General features: G+C 68.4%; 16 protein-coding genes. 10 read left to right on the forward strand and 6 right to left on the reverse strand.

The window, feature by feature from the left end:
• The first annotated feature begins 58 nt into the window (after positions 1-58).
• Both F3J10_RS03340 and F3J10_RS03345 read left to right on the forward strand, forming a co-directional pair.
• The gene (locus F3J10_RS03340) at positions 59-1171 is read left to right on the forward strand and encodes an NADH:flavin oxidoreductase/NADH oxidase (protein ID WP_025097698.1); all 1113 of its coding nucleotides are present in this window, start codon (positions 59-61) and stop codon (positions 1169-1171) included.
• A 306-nt stretch (positions 1172-1477) separates the two neighbouring features.
• Positions 1478-2053 carry an SET domain-containing protein-lysine N-methyltransferase gene (locus tag F3J10_RS03345; protein WP_025097699.1) on the forward strand — a complete coding sequence of 192 codons (576 nt, stop codon included), beginning with the start codon at positions 1478-1480 and terminating at the stop codon, positions 2051-2053.
• A 63-nt stretch (positions 2054-2116) separates the two neighbouring features.
• On the opposite strand, the gene F3J10_RS03350 is transcribed toward F3J10_RS03345, so the two are convergent.
• Together F3J10_RS03350 and F3J10_RS03355 are read right to left on the reverse strand one after the other, a co-directional pair.
• Entirely contained in the window at positions 2117-3673 is a 1557-nt protein-coding gene (locus F3J10_RS03350) for a sensor histidine kinase (protein ID WP_167241033.1), read from the reverse strand.
• A gap of 158 nt (positions 3674-3831) precedes the next feature.
• On the reverse strand, positions 3832-4524 hold the full coding sequence (locus F3J10_RS03355) for a response regulator transcription factor (RefSeq protein WP_025097701.1): 693 nt from the start codon (positions 4522-4524) through the stop codon (positions 3832-3834).
• 110 nt (positions 4525-4634) lie between these two features.
• On the opposite strand from F3J10_RS03355, the gene F3J10_RS03360 reads away from it, so the two are divergent.
• Positions 4635-4865, forward strand: coding sequence for a DUF3717 domain-containing protein (locus F3J10_RS03360; protein ID WP_013696146.1), 231 nt, complete (start codon positions 4635-4637; stop codon positions 4863-4865).
• Between the two features lie 368 nt (positions 4866-5233).
• On the opposite strand, the gene F3J10_RS03365 is transcribed toward F3J10_RS03360, so the two are convergent.
• A complete protein-coding gene (locus tag F3J10_RS03365) occupies positions 5234-5539 on the reverse strand; it encodes a 4a-hydroxytetrahydrobiopterin dehydratase (protein ID WP_013696147.1) in 306 nt (101 codons plus the stop codon).
• A gap of 110 nt (positions 5540-5649) precedes the next feature.
• A complete protein-coding gene (phhA, locus tag F3J10_RS03370; RefSeq protein ID WP_167241035.1) occupies positions 5650-6549 on the reverse strand; it encodes a phenylalanine 4-monooxygenase in 900 nt (299 codons plus the stop codon).
• A 138-nt stretch (positions 6550-6687) separates the two neighbouring features.
• Here phhA and F3J10_RS03375 point away from each other — a divergent pair, with 138 nt between their 5' ends.
• Positions 6688-7179 carry an Lrp/AsnC family transcriptional regulator gene (locus F3J10_RS03375; protein ID WP_013696149.1) on the forward strand — a complete coding sequence of 164 codons (492 nt, stop codon included), beginning with the start codon at positions 6688-6690 and terminating at the stop codon, positions 7177-7179.
• Positions 7180-7265: 86 nt separating this feature from the next.
• Here F3J10_RS03375 and F3J10_RS03380 read toward each other — a convergent pair whose 3' ends face one another.
• Together F3J10_RS03380 and F3J10_RS03385 are read right to left on the reverse strand one after the other, a co-directional pair.
• Positions 7266-7796, reverse strand: coding sequence for a class IV adenylate cyclase (locus F3J10_RS03380; protein WP_013696150.1), 531 nt, complete (start codon positions 7794-7796; stop codon positions 7266-7268).
• A 224-nt stretch (positions 7797-8020) separates the two neighbouring features.
• Positions 8021-8917, reverse strand: a complete 897-nt coding sequence (locus tag F3J10_RS03385; RefSeq protein WP_025097703.1) for a LysR family transcriptional regulator — start codon at positions 8915-8917, stop codon at positions 8021-8023.
• A 135-nt stretch (positions 8918-9052) separates the two neighbouring features.
• On the opposite strand from F3J10_RS03385, the gene F3J10_RS03390 reads away from it, so the two are divergent.
• The 6 genes from F3J10_RS03390 to F3J10_RS03415 all read left to right on the forward strand — a co-directional run bounded on the left by F3J10_RS03390 (position 9053) and on the right by F3J10_RS03415 (position 16086).
• Positions 9053-10750: a GMC family oxidoreductase N-terminal domain-containing protein gene (locus tag F3J10_RS03390; protein ID WP_167241037.1), complete on the forward strand. Its 1698-nt coding sequence runs from the start codon at positions 9053-9055 to the stop codon at positions 10748-10750.
• A 485-nt stretch (positions 10751-11235) separates the two neighbouring features.
• Positions 11236-12015, forward strand: coding sequence for an ABC transporter ATP-binding protein (locus F3J10_RS03395; protein WP_013696153.1), 780 nt, complete (start codon positions 11236-11238; stop codon positions 12013-12015).
• Positions 12012-12806: an ABC transporter ATP-binding protein gene (locus tag F3J10_RS03400; protein ID WP_240154498.1), complete on the forward strand. Its 795-nt coding sequence runs from the start codon at positions 12012-12014 to the stop codon at positions 12804-12806. The genes F3J10_RS03395 and F3J10_RS03400 overlap by 4 nt, the downstream gene beginning before the upstream one ends.
• Positions 12807-12931: 125 nt before the next feature.
• The gene (locus F3J10_RS03405; RefSeq protein ID WP_025097706.1) at positions 12932-14137 is read left to right on the forward strand and encodes an ABC transporter substrate-binding protein; all 1206 of its coding nucleotides are present in this window, start codon (positions 12932-12934) and stop codon (positions 14135-14137) included.
• Positions 14138-14227: 90 nt separating this feature from the next.
• Positions 14228-15112, forward strand: a complete 885-nt coding sequence (locus F3J10_RS03410) for a branched-chain amino acid ABC transporter permease (RefSeq protein ID WP_013696156.1) — start codon at positions 14228-14230, stop codon at positions 15110-15112.
• Complete coding sequence (locus F3J10_RS03415; RefSeq protein ID WP_025097707.1) at positions 15112-16086, forward strand: branched-chain amino acid ABC transporter permease; 975 nt, start codon at positions 15112-15114, stop codon at positions 16084-16086. Before F3J10_RS03410 ends, F3J10_RS03415 begins: the two co-directional genes overlap by 1 nt.
• Positions 16087-16511 lie beyond the last annotated feature (425 nt).

The raw sequence follows: 16511 nt of genomic DNA on the forward strand, positions 1-16511 counted from the left end.
GCGCGGCACGCGTGCTAACCTCGTCCGCTCCCGTCCCCCCTGTAGCGAGTCACACCCGATGAGCGCCCTGTTTTCCCCCCTCCAGCTGCGTGACATCACGCTGCCGAACCGTATCGTCGTGTCGCCGATGTGCCAATACTCGGCCGAACGCGGCGAGCCGACCGCCTGGCACACCATCCATCTCGGCCAGCTTGCCTTGTCGGGCGCCGCGCTGCTCTGCACCGAGGTGGTTGCCGTCGAGCCCGACGGCCGCATCACGCCGGGCGATCTCGGCTTGTGGGACGACGCCACCGAAGCCGCCTACGTGCCGCTGCTGGCGGCGATCCGCAAGCATTCGCCGATCCGCGTGGCGATGCAGATCGGTCACGCGGGACGCAAGGCCTCGAGCCGCGCGCCCTGGGAAGGCGGCTCGCTGATCGAAGTAGCCGACGGCGGCTGGCTGCCGCACGCGCCCTCGGCGGTGCCGCACAAGGAAGGCGAGACGGCGCCGCTGGCGCTCGACACAGCCGGCCTGAACCGCCTGCGTCGCGCCTTCGAGGCTACCGCCAGGCGCGCCGCGCGGCTCGGCATCGATGCGCTGGAAGTGCATGCCGCGCACGGCTACCTGCTGCACCAGTTCCTCTCGCCGCTGGCCAACCAGCGCGGCGACGAATACGGCGGCTCGCTCGAGAACCGCATGCGCTTCCCGCTCGAGATCTTCGAGATCGTGCGCGCCGCGTTCCCCGCGGACCGGCCGGTGGGCGTGCGCGTCTCGGCCACCGACTGGGTCGAGGGCGGCTGGACGCTGGACGAGACGATCGCCTTCGCGAAGGCGCTCAAGGCGCGCGGCTGCGACTGGATCGACGTGTCCTCGGGCGGCGTCTCGCCTTTGCAGAAGATCCCGCTCTCGGCCGGCTACCAGGTGCCGTTCGCGCGCGCGGTGCGGCACGCGGTGGAGCTGACCACCTTCGCGGTCGGCCTGATCACCGAGCCGGCGCAGGCCGAGAAGATCGTCGCCGAGGGCGATGCCGACGCGGTCGCGCTGGCTCGCGCGATGCTCTATGATCCGCGCTGGCCGTGGCATGCGGCCGCCGAGCTCGGCGCGACGGTGACGGCGCCGCCGCAATACTGGCGCTCGCAGCCGCGCGACCAGAAGAACCTGTTCGGCGACATCTCGTTCGGCCAGCGCTGAGCGCGGCCGCGGCGGCCCGGGCGGTGCCGGCGTGCGAGGGAAGCGATTCCGCGCGCCGGCACCGCCATGTTTTTGATGCTGCATCATGATCGACACGACGCGCTCGCGTCGTTGCCAACCCACGTCGCTTCGCCCGATTGGTTGAACGAAGCAAGGCCGAGCGTGTAGCATTCGGTTGGCTCGTTCACGGCGGCCTCGTCGCCGAGGCATGCCGCTGCGCGCGAGCGCGTTCGCGCGCAGCGGGCGGACGGCGCCACGCCGGCGGCCGGTATCGCGCCATTCCATCGTCTTCACAAGGATTCATCGATGAGTTCACGCAGGATCGTGGTGCGCCGTTCCGGCGTTCACGGCAAGGGCGTATTCGCGGTCGCGCCGATCAGCGCGGGCGAGCGCGTGGTCGAGTACAAGGGCGAGCGGATCTCCTGGAAGGAGGCGCTGCGTCGTCATCCGCACGATCCGAACGAGCCCAACCACACCTTCTATTTCGCGCTCGAAGAGGGCGGCGTGATCGACGGCAAGGTCGACGGCAACAGCGCGCGCTGGATCAACCATTCCTGCGAGCCGAACTGCGAGGCCGAGGAAACCGCCGGGCGCGTGCATATCCAGGCGCTGCGCGACATCGCGGCCGGCGAGGAGCTGTTCTACGACTACGGCCTGGTGATCGACGCCAAGCTGACCAAGGAGCTCAAGCGCGAATACGCCTGCCATTGCGGCACCGCGAGCTGCCGCGGCACGCTGCTGGCCGTCAACGACGAGGACAAGAAGAAAAAGAAGAAGGCGAAGAAGGACGCCAAGTCGGAGAAGGGCGAGAAGGCGGGCAAGGCCGACAAGGCCTCGCGCAAGGAAAAGGGCGCCGAAAAAGGCACCAAAAAGAAGAAGTGAGGCCGGCGCATGACGGCGCCCGGGTGGCACCGTCATGCAGGCTCGGCCCGGGCGCCGACACGCTCAGGCGTGTTGCGTCGCCGATTCGGCGGCCTTCGGCACCGCCTCGGCCGGCTTCGCGGCCAGCGGGATCCGCACGATGAAGCGCGAACCGCCCTCGGGCGCATCGGCATAGGACACCGCGCCGTCGTGCATCGCGATGATGTCGTGCACGATTGCCAAACCCAGCCCCGCGCCGGTCTCCACCCCATTGCCGCTCTGCGCGTCGCCGCGGAAGAAGCGCTTGAACAGGTCGGCCTGCTGCCCGGCCGGCACCCCCGAACCATTGTCCTCGACCACGATCTCGGCGGCGGCGCGGCCGTTGCCGAGCGTCACCTGCGAGACGTTCAGCGTGATGCGCGCGCCTTCGGGACGCGCCAGCGGCACGTATTTCAGCGCGTTGTCGAGCAGGTTCGCGATCACCTCGCGCAGCAGCACCGGGTTGCCGCGCACCACCAGCGGCGGCACGCTGGCCAGGTCGAACTCGTCGGGCGGCAGCTCCTCGCTGTCGTCGTCGCCGACCGAGGCGGCGCGGCCGCTACCGGCATGTTCGTCGTCGGTCTGGAAGCCCAGGTCGACATGGCAGGCCAGCGCGCGCGGCACCCATTCCGCGCCGGTCTCGAAGGCCAGCGCTGCCAGGTCGACCTCCACGAAGCGGGCCGCCTGCTCGCCCGGCTCGGCGCGCGCCAGCGACAGCAACTGGTTCGAGAGCCGCACCGCGCGATCGGCGGCGGCGCGCAGCTCGTGCACGGCGCTCAGGGTCTGCTGGGGGTCGCGCGCCACGGCGGCCTGCTCGGCATGCAGCTTCACCGCGGTCAGCGGCGTGCGCAGTTGGTGCGCGGCATCGGCGATGAACTTGCGCTGCGCGTCGAGCGCGGTCTTCAGGCGCCCGAGCAGCGCGTTCATGGCGCTGGTGAGCGGCCGGATCTCGAGCGGCACCTCGGTCTCGTCGACCGGCTCCAGCGAGGTGTGAGTCTGCCGGTTCAGCGAATCGGCCAGGTGCGTGAGCGGCCCGAGCTGCTGGTTCACCACGCGCCAGACGATGCCCCAGCCGGCCAGCAGCAACAGCAGCAGCGGCATCATGATCGCCACCAGGAATTCGGCGGCGATCTGGTAGCGGTGCCGCACCGGCTGGGCCACCTCGACGATCATCGGATTGCCGCTGTCGGCCTGCTCCACGCGCACCTGCGCGACGCGCACGGCCTGGCCCTCGTAGTCGGACTCGAATACATAGGCGTAATGCATGCGGCGCACGCTGGTGCCCTGCAGCGGCAGCCGCGGGTCGCCGGCCAGCTCGTGTTCGCCGTCGCTGATGCGGTAGATCAGTTGCTCGGCGGGATCGGAGAACATCGCCTGCGCCAGCGGCGGCACCGTGAACGGCGCGTCGGGCCCGGCGATCTGGATCTGCTTGGAGATCGCGGTGGCGAGATCGGCCAGCGAACGGTCGATCACGTGCTGCGTGTACTGCCAGGCCAGCCAGTAGGCGATCAGGCCGCTCATCAGCGCGAGCATCGACAGCGGGGCGGCGAGGCGGCGCAGCAGCGAGCGGCGCAGGCTGGAAGCGGCCGGTTCAGTGGACATCGCGTCAACCATCCAAAAAGCAGCGCCCGGCATGAACCGGGCGCGGCGGGGATACGAAAACGCGGCACGGCGCGAGGCCGGCCGCGTTGGCGTCGGGGCGGCGGCGCCGCGTCATTACCGGCCCGCGAGGGGCCGACGAGGACGTGGCGCGCGCGGCCTCAGACGCTGGCCGGCTGGCGGATTTCCTGCAGCAGGTAGCCGAAGCCGCGCACCGTGACGATCTCGACACGGCATTGCTCGAGCTTCTTGCGCACGCGGTGCACATAGACTTCGATCGCGGTATCGCCGAGATCGCCGCCGAAGTGGGTCAGGTGATCCTGCAGCTGGGCCTTGCTGACCACGCGGCCGTGGCGCAGCAGCAGCATCTCGAGCACCGCGAATTCGCGCGGCGACAGTTCGAGCGGCTTGTCGTCGTTGAAGATGCGGCGATCGACGCCCGACAGGCGCACGCCGCCGAGCGAGACTTCCGGACGCGGCATGTCGCTGTGCGGGCCGCTGCGGCGCATCACGGCGCGGATCCGCGCTTCCAGCTCGGCCGGTTCGAAGGGCTTGAGCATGTAGTCGTCGGCGCCGGAATTGAGGCCCTGGACGCGGTCGTTCAGCTCGTCGCGCGCGGTCAGTATGATCACCGGCGTGTGGCGGTTGGTCTGGCGGAAGCGCGACAGCAGGGTCATGCCGTCGATGCCCGGCAGGCCCAGGTCGAGGATCACCAGCTCATGGCGATTCTGCGCGAGCGCCTGCTCGGCGAAAATGCCGTCATGAACCATGTCGACGGTGAAGCCGGCTTGTTCGAGGCTGCTCTGGATGCCGCGTGCGATGGGGCGGTCGTCTTCGATGAGGAGGAGTCGCATGAGATTCGCTCAAGTACAATGGGTTGGCTGGGACAGCACGACGCCGTTTCCAACAGCATGTCGCGTGGCCGACGACAGGCAAGGCGGCTAGCGAACGAAATTCCAACTATATGTCCGACATCTCGATCCACGAACTCGAAGCCGCGATCAATTTCTGGCGCGCCCGTTCGCCGTCCAGCGGCGACGAACTCAGACTGTGCGAAGAAGCGAGCGCGCTTTCCAAGCCGTATGCGTTGCTGATTGTACAGCGGCAAAGCGCACTGAAACTGGAAGGTTTGGACCCCATTGCGCGTCGCGCCTGGGAGTCTTACGTGCGCCTTATGAACGGCTTGGAAAGCTGAAGGCTCGCACCTTTTCACAGCTTTCCGTTCTCAAAGGAACGCGCGTTGACGGTGAACCGTTGACGCGCGTTTTGTTTTGCGCGGTGCTTTTGTGGCGAAGCCATGAAGAATCGGCGGCAGCGGCGTGGCGCGCGCTGACAGCCGTGATTCGCGCGGCCTGCGGGGATGGCGGTTTCGTCAGGCGAGCGTTGGTCCTGCGTCGGCGCTTCGTCGGCGGTTTGTCGGTTTCGCCGTATCGACCCCATCCGCGCGTCGGTAATGGTTCGAAATAGGGAAGGGCGCGAGATGTGCTGCGATCGCAGCGGTGGTTCGGGAAGGAGGTGGGGAAGGGCACCGCGCGGGAAGGTGATGCGCGGCGCCCGGGGGGATCAGCCGAGCTGCGCCTCGCGGCCCGCTTCGTCGATGAAGCGCGCCAGCGCGATGTCGCGTTCGGTCAGGCCGTTCGCGTCATGCGTCGAGAGGGTGATGTCGACACGGTTGTAGACATTGAACCACTCGGGATGGTGGTTCATTTCCTGCGCCTTGATGGCGACGCGCGTCATGAAGCCGAACGCGGCGTTGAAGTCGGCGAAACGCAGGCTGCGCTCGATCGCATCGCGGCCGGGCACGGCCGACCAGTGCGGCAGCGTCTCGAGCTGCGTCTTGCGTTCTTCCGATGTGAGCTTGTGGATCATCTTGATTGCCTCGTCTCCGAATGAGGCGCGCCGGTCTCGTGGAGGCGCGCCGATCCGGACATTCTTTCATACTTGCGCGCCCTGCCGCTTGATCGGGGCACGATCGCTGCTCAGTGCGTGGCGTCCTGGTCCTGCGCCCAGCCCTCGCCGGTGCCGCGATGGATCACCCGATCGCCGTCGAGCACGGCGCCGGCCGGGTACTCGCCCATGCCGGCCAGGCGCCTGGCCAGCGCCCTCGCATCGACCTTCAGCAGGGCGAACAATTGCTCGAAGTCGTCGATCACGAAATAGGTCTTCTGGAAGGTGTCGATGCGATAGGCGGTGCGCATCACGCGGTCGAGCTCGAAGCCGATCCGGTTGGGCGCCTCGCTCTCCAGGCTGTAGACCGACTCGCCGCGGCTCGACACGATGCCCGCGCCGTAGATCTGCAGCGTGTCGCGATCGTGCCGGCTGCGGATCAGCCCGAACTCGACCGTGTACCAGTAGAGCCTGCCCAGCAGCGAGAGCGCGAAGGGATCGTCGGCAACCGCCAGCGCGGCCCGGCCATAGGCGTGCATGTAGTCGGCGAACACCGGGTCGATCAGCAGCGGCACGTGGCCGAACAGGTCGTGGAAGCAGTCGGGTTCCTGCAGGTAGTCGAGCTGGTCCGGGCGGCGCATCCACCAGGTCACCGGGAAGCGCCGCTCGGCCAGGTGGGCGAAGAACACGTCGCCGGGCACCAGGCCCGGCACCGCGACGATCTTCCAGCCGGTGGCGGGCTCGAGCTGCCGGTTCACCTCCTCAAACAAGGGCACGCGATCGGCCGGCAGCGTGAGCCGCTTCATGCCGGCCACGAAGGCGTCGGCGGCGCGCCCTTCCAGCAGCGCCGTCTGCCGCGCATAGAGCTGCGCCCACACCGCGTGATCGACCCGGCCGTAACGCTCGAGCGGCTGGTCGATGGTGAAATCGGCGCGGGTTTCGAGGCCCGCGTCGAACTGCTCCTGCAGCTTCGCGGTGACGACGGTGGACATGACTGGCTCGCTGGCGAGGGGTGGAACGAGATGCCAGTGTAGAGCGGCCGGTGCGCGGGAAGGGCGCAATCTCGACGTGAAATCGATCGATGATGCGATAATCGCGCATCAACAAGATATTCGACGCGGAGAATCTTCATGCTGGAACTCGATCACTTCGATTTGGCCCTGCTCGACGTGCTGCAGCGCTTCGGACGCGCCACGCATCAGCAGCTCGGCGAGCAGGTGCCGCTCTCGCCCTCGCAGATCGGCCGGCGCCTGCAGCGGCTCGAATCGGCCGGCGTGATCGACGGCTATCGCGTGGTGCTGCGGCCCGAGCGGCTCGGGCTGGGCGTGACCGCCTTCACGAGCCTGAAGCTCAAGCACCATGGCGATTCGATCATCGAGCAGTTCCAGCAGCAGATCGACGTGCTGGCCGAGGTGCTCGAATGCCATGCGGTGGTGGGCGATGCCGACTACCTGCTGCGCATCGTGGCGCCGGACCTCAACGCGCTGTCCACCTTCGTGATGAAGAAGCTGATGCGGGTGCCCGGCGTGGACAGCGTGCGCTCGAACATCGTGCTGACCACCTTCAAGCGCAACGGGCCGCTGCCGCTGTCGCACCTGGAGCCGGGCGCGGCGCCGGCCTGAGGCGGCGTCGCCGCTTCGTTGCGCGGCGCGCCGCTTCGTTTCGTTTCGTTCCGCGCGGGACGGCCAGGTCCCGCGCGCGGCGCCGTTCAGGCGGCGCTCGGTTCCTGCGCGGCGAGCAGGTCGACATAGGCGACCGCCACCAGGTCGTCGCTCGACACGCCGAGCTTGGCGAACACTTCATGCGCCTCGGTCTCGCCGCCGCTCTCGTCGTCGTCCTCGGCCAGCACCACTTCCAGCTCGACGAAGTCGCCCAGGCCGTCGACGCGGTCCAGGTGGATGCGCGTGCGGCCCGCCAGGTAGACGTGGCGTTCCTTGGTGACGATGCCGCGCGTGGTCAGCGCGGTGGCCAGCAGCGAGTGCATCGCCTCGGGATTGGTGACGGGGCTGCGCGTGTAGTACGAGGCCTTCGGGCCGTCGCGATCGTCGCGCTGGTAGAAGATCAGTTCGGCCGGCGTGTTGTCGTCGAAGCGGCGCAGCTTGAGCCGGCCGCGCGGCACGTCGTAGAAGAAGTCCTGCTGACGGTAGAACAGCGGTTCGTCGGTCGCGAGCGATGCTGCCTTTTCGCGCAGGCTGTCAAAGTCGCGGGCGCGAGCCTTGATCTCGATGTTGCGTGCCATGCAGTTCTCCTCGGTCTGGGCGATCGAATCGCCTTGGGTGGGGGATCAATCTAGCAAAAAGTCCGCGACCGTGGCGTGACGTAATGAGGCGCGTGCCGCTCACTGTCGATTTCGGCGGCAAGGTGAGCGGTAACGAAACGCCCGGCTCACCCTGGCGCGAACGCAAAACCGTGGATAAGTGCGGCCAACGTGGATAGGCGATGCGAGGTGAAGAGGGCCGCCCCTCAGCTCGCCCATTGCTGCTCGACCAGCCGCAAGGCCGCCGCGATGGCGGGCTCCTCGCGGCGCTCGGCCAGCGTGAGGAAGGTCAGTTCGGCGGGCACCGTCACCGCCTCGACGATCACCAGCGCGTGCGCATGCGCCTCGCGCAGGGCGATCGAGTCGCGCACCAGGGTGAGGCCGACGCCGGACTTCACCAGATCCAGCATCGAAGGCTCCTGGTCGACCTCGGCCACCTTCACCGGCTGCACGCCGGCTTCGCCGAACAGCCGCGAGAGCAGCCGATGATGGGCCGAGGAGGGCGGCGTCCAGATCCACGGCAGGGCGGCCAGCGCGCGCCAGTCGCGGGCGCGCTGCACGCGCTCCTTCCAGCCGGCCGGCGCCAGCACGCGGTAGTGGTAGCGCGTCAGCGTGAGGGTGTGGAACAGGGCGGCGTCGCCGGCATCGTCGTCGGGCCGGCCGATCGAATAGCCGACGTCGAGCTCGCGCGCCTGGACCGCGTCGCGGACCCAGCCCGACATGCCGTGACGCAGCTCGGTCTCGATCTGCGGATGGGTTTCGACCAGTTGGCGCAGGAAGCCGCCGAGCCGCAGGAATTCGGGATCGAGCACGGTGCCGATGCGCAGGCGCCCGCGCACTTCCTGGCGCAAGGCGCTGGCCGCGCGCTGCACCTCGGCGGCGGCCGCCAAGGCGCGCTCGGCATGCGGCAGCAGGGCCTGGCCGTCGCGCGTGAGCACCAGCCCGCGCGAGGTGCGCGAGAACAGCACCACGCCGAGCGTCTGCTGCAGATGCTTGATCTGCAGGCTGACGGCCGGCTGCGTCAGGCACAGGCGGGCGGCGGCGCGCGTCAGGTTGCCTTCGCGGGCCACCGTCGCGAATGCGCGGAGCAGGATCAGGTCCATCGAGCGATATTAGCGCGGCTTATGAAGCTGTTCAGCATAACTCATTGGATGCCGGGGGCGCCGCGCGAGTACGCTTCGATCCATCGCGGCGCGCCCGAGGCCAGCCGCTGCCGGAACAAACCAAGGAGACGCATCGTGACTTCCCAGCGCACGCTCGAGGGTGAATTCGACTATGTGATCGTCGGCGCCGGCACGGCCGGCTGCGTGCTCGCCAATCGCCTCAGCGAGGATCCGGATGTCTCGGTCCTGCTGCTCGAGGCCGGCGGCAAGGACGACTACCACTGGATCCACATCCCCGTCGGTTATCTCTACTGCATCGGCAACCCGCGCACCGACTGGCTCTACAAGACCGAGCCCGAGGCGGCGCTGAACGGCCGCGCGCTGTCCTATCCGCGCGGGCGCGTGCTGGGCGGCTGCTCGTCGATCAACGGCATGATCTACATGCGCGGCCAGCGCGAGGATTACGACGGCTGGGCGCAACTGACCGGCGACTCGGGCTGGGCCTGGGACGCGGTGCTGCCGGTGTTCAGGCGCAGCGAGGATCACCATGGCGGCGCCGACGAGGCGCATGGCGCGGGCGGCCCATGGCGGGTCGAGAAGCAGAGGCTGCATTGGGAAATCCTCGAGGCCTTCTCGCAGGCCGCGCAGCAGACCGGCATTCCCGCCACCGACGATTTCAATCGCGGCGACAACGACGGGGTCGGCTATTTCGACGTGAACCAGAAGCGCGGCGTGCGCTGGAACGCCTCGAAGGCCTTCCTGCGCCCGGCCATGTCGCGCCCGAACCTGAGCATCATCACCGGCGCGCAGGCCGAGCGGCTGGTGTTCGAGGGCGCGCGCTGCAGCGGCGTCGAGTATCGCGGCGGCGGCCAGGACTTCGTGGCCCGCGCGCGCGGCGAGGTGATCCTGGCCTCGGGCGCCGTCAATTCGCCCGCCCTGCTCGAACGCTCGGGCATCGGCGACGGCCGGCGGCTGGGCGTGCTCGGCATCGCGGTGCGGCGCGACCTGCCGGGCGTGGGCGAGAACCTGCAGGACCACCTGCAATTGCGCATGGCCTATCGCGTGGCCGGCGTGCGCACGCTCAACACCTTGTCGGCGCATTGGTGGGGCAAGCTGGCGATCGGCGCCGAATACCTGCTGCGGCAGAGCGGGCCGATGGCGATGGCGCCGTCGCAGCTCGGCGTGTTCACCCGCTCCGATCCCGCCGATGTCGCGATCACGCGGCCCGATCTCGAGTATCACGTGCAGCCGCTCTCGCTCGATCGCTTCGGCGAGCCGCTGCATCGCCACGATGCCTTCACCGCCTCGGTCTGCAACCTGCGTCCGAGCTCGCGCGGCAGCATCCATGTCGACTCGCCCGATCCGTTCGCGGCGCCGCGCATCGCGCCGAACTACCTGTCGACCGAAGCGGATCGGCGCGTGGCCGTGAACGCGCTGCGCCTGACGCGCCGCATCGCGGCGGCGCCGGCGCTGGCGCGCTATCGCCCCGAGGAGGTGCTGCCGGGCACACGCTACCAGAGCGAGGCCGAGCTGGTGGAGGCGGCCGGCGCGGTGGGCACCACCATCTTCCATCCGGTCGGCACCTGCCGCATGGGACGCGCCGACGATCCGGCCGCGGTGGTCGACAGCCGCCTGCGCGTGCGCGGCATCGAGGGGCTGCGCGTGGTGGATGCCTCGGTGATGCCGACCATCACCTCGGGCAATACCAACTCGCCGACGCTGATGATCGCCGAGCGCGCCAGCGAGATGATCCGCGCCGATCGTCGTGGCGCGCGCGAAGGCGGCGCGGTGGCGAATGAGGTGAAGTCGAGGGCCGATACCGCGGCGGCTTGAATCGAGGTGCCCAAGCCGGGCCGCCCGGGCCTGGCGAAGTAAGCCGAACCGGCAGCCGGCCGGCAAGCCGTTGCGGCTTGTCGTGGCTTATCGCGACGTGTCATGCACGCCCTCGCGCCGCGCGGCTGGTAGCCCGCCACAATCCGCGCCGCAATCGAGGTTTCCCTGCAGTCACGCGATTGCCACACGCGCCTCATTGCGCGTTTTCGCCGGCGCGTCGCCGCGCGCGTTGCCGCGACGCGCCATCGCGCGGGACCGGCGCTTGCGCGAGGCGGCGCCTCAGTGCAAATCCCGATGAATGCACTGCACCAACAAGGCGACAATGGCGCGCAGCAGGCATGCAGCACCGGCACGCGTTCGACCTCGGTCCTCGGCGTGGCGGCATGCCCGCATCGAGCCCGGGGGCTGGCCTCGCAGCACGAGGACGCAGCGGCCGCTCGCGCGAGATGTTGCGGTGTTTCGCGTCATATCGGACGGAAGCGGACATGATTCTCGGCGACACCATACTCGAGACGCGCGGGCTCACGAAGGAATTCCGCGGCTTCACCGCCGTCGGCGGCGTGAACCTGCGCGTGCGGCGCGGCTCGATCCATGCGCTGATCGGCCCGAACGGCGCCGGCAAGACCACCTGCTTCAACCTGCTCACCAAGTTCCTCAAGCCCAGCGCCGGTCAGATCGTCTACAACGGCATCGACATCACGCGCGAGCGCCCCTCGCAGGTGGCGCGGCGCGGCATCATCCGCTCGTTCCAGATCTCGGCGGTGTTCCCGCATCTCACCGCGCTGCAGAACGTGCGCGTGGGCCTGCAGCGGCAGCTCGGCACCGAGTTCCATTTCTGGCGCAGCGAACGCAGCTTGCGCCGCCTCGACGATCGCGCCATGGACCTGCTCACCGAGGTCGGCCTGACCGACTTCGCCCACGTGCCGACCGTCGAGCTCGCCTATGGCCGCAAGCGCGCGCTGGAGATCGCCACCACCCTGGCGATGGAGCCCGAGCTGATGCTGCTCGACGAGCCGACCCAGGGCATGGGCCACGAGGACGTCGATCGCGTCACGGCGCTGATCAAGAAGGTCTCCAGCGGCCGCACCATCCTGATGGTCGAGCACAACATGAACGTGATCGCCGGCATCTCCGACACCATCACCGTCCTGCAGCGCGGCGAGGTGCTGGCCGAAGGTACGTATGCCGAAGTATCGAAGAACCCGCTGGTGATCGAGGCCTACATGGGCAGCGCGGACACGAGCCTGACGGGAGCGCACGGATGAGCCAGGGCCCGCGCATGGAACCGGAACTGGGCGGCACGCTGCAGGGCGCGACGGCGGCCGCGCTCGATGCGGTGGCGCATGCCGAGGTACCCGCGCTGGAGATCCGCGATCTCGAGGCCTGGTACGGCGAATCGCACATCCTGCACGGCGTGGACCTGAGCGTGGCGCGCGGCGAGGTGGTCACCCTGCTCGGGCGCAACGGCGCGGGCCGCACCACCACGCTGCGCGCGATCATGGGCCTGACCGGGCGGCGGCGCGGCTCGATCCGCATCGCCGGCGCCGAGACCATCGAGCTGGCCACGCACCGCATCGCGCATCGCGGCGTGGGCTACTGCCCCGAGGAACGCGGCATCTTCGCCAGCCTGTCCTGCGAGGAGAACCTGCTGCTGCCGCCGGCGGTAGGCCCGCGCGAGCACGCCATGCCGCTCGACGAGATCTACGCGCTGTTCCCGAACCTCGCCACGCGCCGGCACAGCCAGGGCACGCGCCTGTCGGGCGGCGAGCAGCAGATGCTGGCGGTGGCGCGGATCCTGCGCACCGGCGCCAACCTGCTGCTGCTCGACGAGATTTCCGAGGGCCTCGCGCCGGTGATCGTGCAGACGCTGGCGCGCATGATCCTGGCGCTGAAGGCGCGCGGCTACACGATCGTGATGGTCGAGCAGAACTTCCGTTTCGCTGCGCCGCTGGCCGACCGTTTCTACGTGATGGAGCATGGGCGCATCGTCGAGCACTTCGACGCGGCGCAGCTGCAGGGCAAGATGAGCGTGCTGCACGAACTGCTCGGCGTCTGAGGCCGCGCCGCTCGCGCCGTCTGCCTGTCGTATGCGCCGCACGGGCCGGCGCCCGGCCTCGAGCCGCGCTCGCGGTGGCCGCGATTGCCCGACCTACAACCACAACGCATCACCAGGAGACGTCAATGAAACTGAAGACCCTCGCGCGCGCGTGCCTGTCCGCCACGCTGGCGGTGGCTGCCACCGCCGGCACCGCCCACGCCGCGGCCGATTCGGTGAAGATCGGCTTCATCACCGACCTGTCGGGCCTGTATGCCGACATCGACGGGCAGGGCGGGCTGGAGGCGATCCGCATGGCGATCGCCGACTTCGGCGGCAAGGTGAACGGCAAGCCGATCGAGCTCGTCTACGCGGACCACCAGAACAAGGCCGACATCGCCGCCTCGAAGGCGCGCGAGTGGATGGACCGCGAGGGGCTCGACCTGCTGGTGGGCGGCACCAACTCGGCCACCGCGCTGTCGATGAACCAGGTGGCGGGCGAGAAGAAGCGCGTCTACATCAACATCGGCGCCGGCGCCGACACGCTCACCAACGAGCAGTGCACGCCCTACACGGTCCACTACGCCTACGACACCATGGCGCTGGCCAAGGGCACCGGCTCGGCGGTCACCAAGCAGGGCGGCAAGACCTGGTTCTTCCTGACCGCCGACTACGCCTTCGGCAAGGCGCTCGAGAAGAACACCTCGGACGTGGTGAAGGCCAACGGCGGGCAGGTGCTGGGCGCGGTGCGCCATCCGCTGTCGGCCTCGGACTTCTCCTCCTTCCTGCTGCAGGCGCAGGCTTCCAAGGCCCAGATCCTGGGCCTGGCGAACGCCGGTGGCGATACGGTCAACTCGATCAAGGCGGCCAAGGAATTCGGCATCACCAAGAGCATGAAGCTGGCCGCGCTGCTGGTGTTCATCGACGACATCCACAGCCTGGGCCTGGAAACCACCCAGGGGCTGGTGCTGACCGACAGCTGGTACTGGAACCGCGACGCGGCCTCGCGCCAGTGGGCGCAGCGCTACTTCGCCAAGACCAAGAAGATGCCTTCCAGCCTGCAGGCGGCCGATTATTCCTCGGTGACCACCTACCTGAAGGCGGTGCAGGCGGTCGGCTCGACCGATGCCGACAAGGTGATGGCGCAGTTGAAGAAGCAGAAGATCGACGACTTCTACGCCAAGGGCTACGTGCGCGCGGACGGCAGCATGATCCACGACATGTACCTGATGGAGGTGAAGAAGCCCTCGGAATCGAAGGAACCTTGGGATTACTACAAGATCCTCGCGACCATTCCCGGCGAGCAGGCCTTCGGGACCAAGCAGGAGTCGCGCTGCGCGCTCTGGAAGTAAGGACTTCGTCTCAGGGCAGGGCGCGGCGCCGGGCCGGCGAACGAGCCGGGCGCCGCGGCCCGCCTGCCTCTCTTACGGACGGCAGTTTCGATGAACATCTTTGGCATTCCGTTGTCGGCGATGCTGAGCCAGTTGCTGCTCGGCCTCGTCAACGGCTCGTTCTACGCGATCCTGAGCCTCGGGCTCGCGGTGATCTTCGGGCTGCTCAACGTGATCAACTTCGCGCACGGCGCGCTGTTCATGCTCGGCGCGATGCTGGCGTGGATGGGCCTGAACTACTTCTCGCTGCCGTATTGGGCGATGCTGGTGCTCGCGCCGCTCGTCACCGGTCTGTTCGGGATCCTGATCGAGCGCAGCATGCTGCGCTGGCTCTACCGGCTCGACCATCTCTACGGGCTGCTGCTGACCTTCGGCATCACGCTGGTGATCGAGGGCGTGTTCCGCTCGATCTACGGCGCTTCGGGCCAGCCCTACGACGTGCCCGCGCTGCTGTCCGGCGCCACCGACCTCGGCTTCATGTACCTGCCGAACTATCGCGCCTGGGTGGTGGTGGCCTCGCTGACGGTGTGCCTGGCCACCTGGTTCGTGATCGAGAAGACGCGGCTGGGCGCCTACCTGCGCGCCGGCACCGAGAACCCGAAGCTGGTCGAGGCCTTCGGCGTGAACGTGCCGCTCATGATCACGCTCACCTACGGCTTCGGCGTGGCGCTGGCGGCCTTCGCCGGCGTGCTGGCCGCGCCGGTGATCCAGGTCTCGCCGCTGATGGGGCAGCCGATGATCATCACCGTGTTCGCGGTGGTGGTGATCGGCGGGATGGGCTCGATCCTCGGCTCGATCCTCACCGGCCTGCTGCTCGGCGTGATTGAGGGCTTCACGCGCGTGTTCTATCCCGAGGCCTCGGCCACCGTGGTGTTCGTGATCATGGCCCTGGTGCTGCTGGTGCGCCCGGCCGGCCTGTTCGGCAAGGAAAGATGATGCCCAGAAAAGTGCTCTACGGCCTGCTGCTGGCCGGCCTCGCGCTGGCGCCGCTGGCCGGCGCCTATCCGCTGTTCGTGATGAAGGTGATGTGCTTCGCGCTGTTCGCGGCCGCCTTCAACCTGCTGATCGGCTACACGGGCCTGCTGTCCTTCGGCCATGCGATGTTCCTCGCCACCGCCGGCTACCTGAGCGGCTACACGATCCAGACGCTCGGCGCCACGCCCGAGCTGGGCGTGCTGGCCGGCACCGCAGCGGCCACCTTGGTGGGGCTGGTGGTGGGCCTGTTCGCGATCCGCCGGCAGGGCATCTACTTCGCGATGATCACGCTGGCCTTCGCGCAGATGCTGTACTTCGTCTACCTGCAGGCGCCCTTCACGCACGGCGAGGACGGCTTGCAGGGCGTGCCGCGCGGCCGGCTGTTCGGCCTGCTCGACCTGTCCTCGGACCTCGCGCTCTACTACGTGATCCTGGTGGTGGTGGCGCTGGCCGCGATGCTGATCGTGCGCATCGTCCATTCGCCCTTCGGGCAGGTGCTGGTCGCGATCAAGGAGAACGAGCCGCGCGCGATCTCGCTGGGCTACGACACCGACCGCTTCAAGCTGCTGGCCTTCGTGCTGTCGGCGGCGCTGGCGGGCCTGGCCGGCTCGCTGAAGGTGGTGGTGCTCGGCTTCGAGACGCTGGGCGACGCCTACTGGACCATGTCGGGCCTGGTGATCCTGATGACCCTGGTGGGCGGCATGGGCACGCTGTTCGGCCCGCTGCTCGGCGCGGCGCTGATCGTGGCGCTGGAGGAGCGGCTCGGCGACATCGGCAGCGCGCTGGCCTCGCTGACCGGCGTCGAGTGGTTCCGCTCGCTCGGCGAGTCGACCTCGATCGTCACCGGCATCATCTTCATCGCCTGCGTGCTGGCGTTCCGGCGCGGCATCGTCGGCGAGATCGTGGCGCGCGTGAAACCCTTGCGGGCCTCGTGATGCGCAGCGGCAAAACGCGACATGGCGCGGGCGGCAAGCTGCGCGAAAAGCGCGCCAACGCCGCTCAAATCGCTGCCTCCTCACCGGGAATCGTGCCCAATTTCCGTGCGGCGATGCACCATAGGGGTAAATGCTAGGTTGCTCCATATTCTGGGCTTGTTTAATCTTCGTTCCAGTTCTGATGCACCGCGAAACGAATTTGCAGGTGGAGAACGAGGAGACAATCGAGGCACAAAGTGCCCGGCCCCAAAGCGCTGTTGGACGGAATCCAACAGCGCTTTTTCATTGCACCTTCGTGCAGCGGGTTCGCCCGATCATCCCTTCCGTTTGCGCTTCGCCCCGGCTTGCCGCCTGTTGTCTCGAGCGGATCCACTCGCGCCGCGAGCCACGCCTCTCATCCTGTCCCAGCTTGCACCTGGCCTACG

This window comes from Burkholderia sp. Cy-637 (assembly GCF_011753175.1).
GTDB classification, from domain to species: domain Bacteria; phylum Pseudomonadota; class Gammaproteobacteria; order Burkholderiales; family Burkholderiaceae; genus Burkholderia; species Burkholderia gladioli.

Bases quoted from the DNA above. Each gene is read 5' to 3' on its own strand.
- F3J10_RS03340 (WP_025097698.1), top strand. From the start codon at position 59: ATGAGCGCCCTGTTTTCCCCCCTCCAGCTGCGTGACATCACGCTGCCG.
- F3J10_RS03345 (WP_025097699.1), top strand. From the start codon at position 1,478: ATGAGTTCACGCAGGATCGTGGTGCGCCGTTCCGGCGTTCACGGCAAG.
- F3J10_RS03350 (WP_167241033.1), bottom strand. From the start codon at position 3,673: ATGTCCACTGAACCGGCCGCTTCCAGCCTGCGCCGCTCGCTGCTGCGC.
- F3J10_RS03355 (WP_025097701.1), bottom strand. From the start codon at position 4,524: ATGCGACTCCTCCTCATCGAAGACGACCGCCCCATCGCACGCGGCATC.
- F3J10_RS03360 (WP_013696146.1), top strand. From the start codon at position 4,635: ATGTCCGACATCTCGATCCACGAACTCGAAGCCGCGATCAATTTCTGG.
- F3J10_RS03365 (WP_013696147.1), bottom strand. From the start codon at position 5,539: ATGATCCACAAGCTCACATCGGAAGAACGCAAGACGCAGCTCGAGACG.
- phhA (WP_167241035.1), bottom strand. From the start codon at position 6,549: ATGTCCACCGTCGTCACCGCGAAGCTGCAGGAGCAGTTCGACGCGGGC.
- F3J10_RS03375 (WP_013696149.1), top strand. From the start codon at position 6,688: ATGCTGGAACTCGATCACTTCGATTTGGCCCTGCTCGACGTGCTGCAG.
- F3J10_RS03380 (WP_013696150.1), bottom strand. From the start codon at position 7,796: ATGGCACGCAACATCGAGATCAAGGCTCGCGCCCGCGACTTTGACAGC.
- F3J10_RS03385 (WP_025097703.1), bottom strand. From the start codon at position 8,917: ATGGACCTGATCCTGCTCCGCGCATTCGCGACGGTGGCCCGCGAAGGC.
- F3J10_RS03395 (WP_013696153.1), top strand. From the start codon at position 11,236: ATGATTCTCGGCGACACCATACTCGAGACGCGCGGGCTCACGAAGGAA.
- F3J10_RS03400 (WP_240154498.1), top strand. From the start codon at position 12,012: ATGAGCCAGGGCCCGCGCATGGAACCGGAACTGGGCGGCACGCTGCAG.
- F3J10_RS03405 (WP_025097706.1), top strand. From the start codon at position 12,932: ATGAAACTGAAGACCCTCGCGCGCGCGTGCCTGTCCGCCACGCTGGCG.
- F3J10_RS03410 (WP_013696156.1), top strand. From the start codon at position 14,228: ATGAACATCTTTGGCATTCCGTTGTCGGCGATGCTGAGCCAGTTGCTG.
- F3J10_RS03415 (WP_025097707.1), top strand. From the start codon at position 15,112: ATGCCCAGAAAAGTGCTCTACGGCCTGCTGCTGGCCGGCCTCGCGCTG.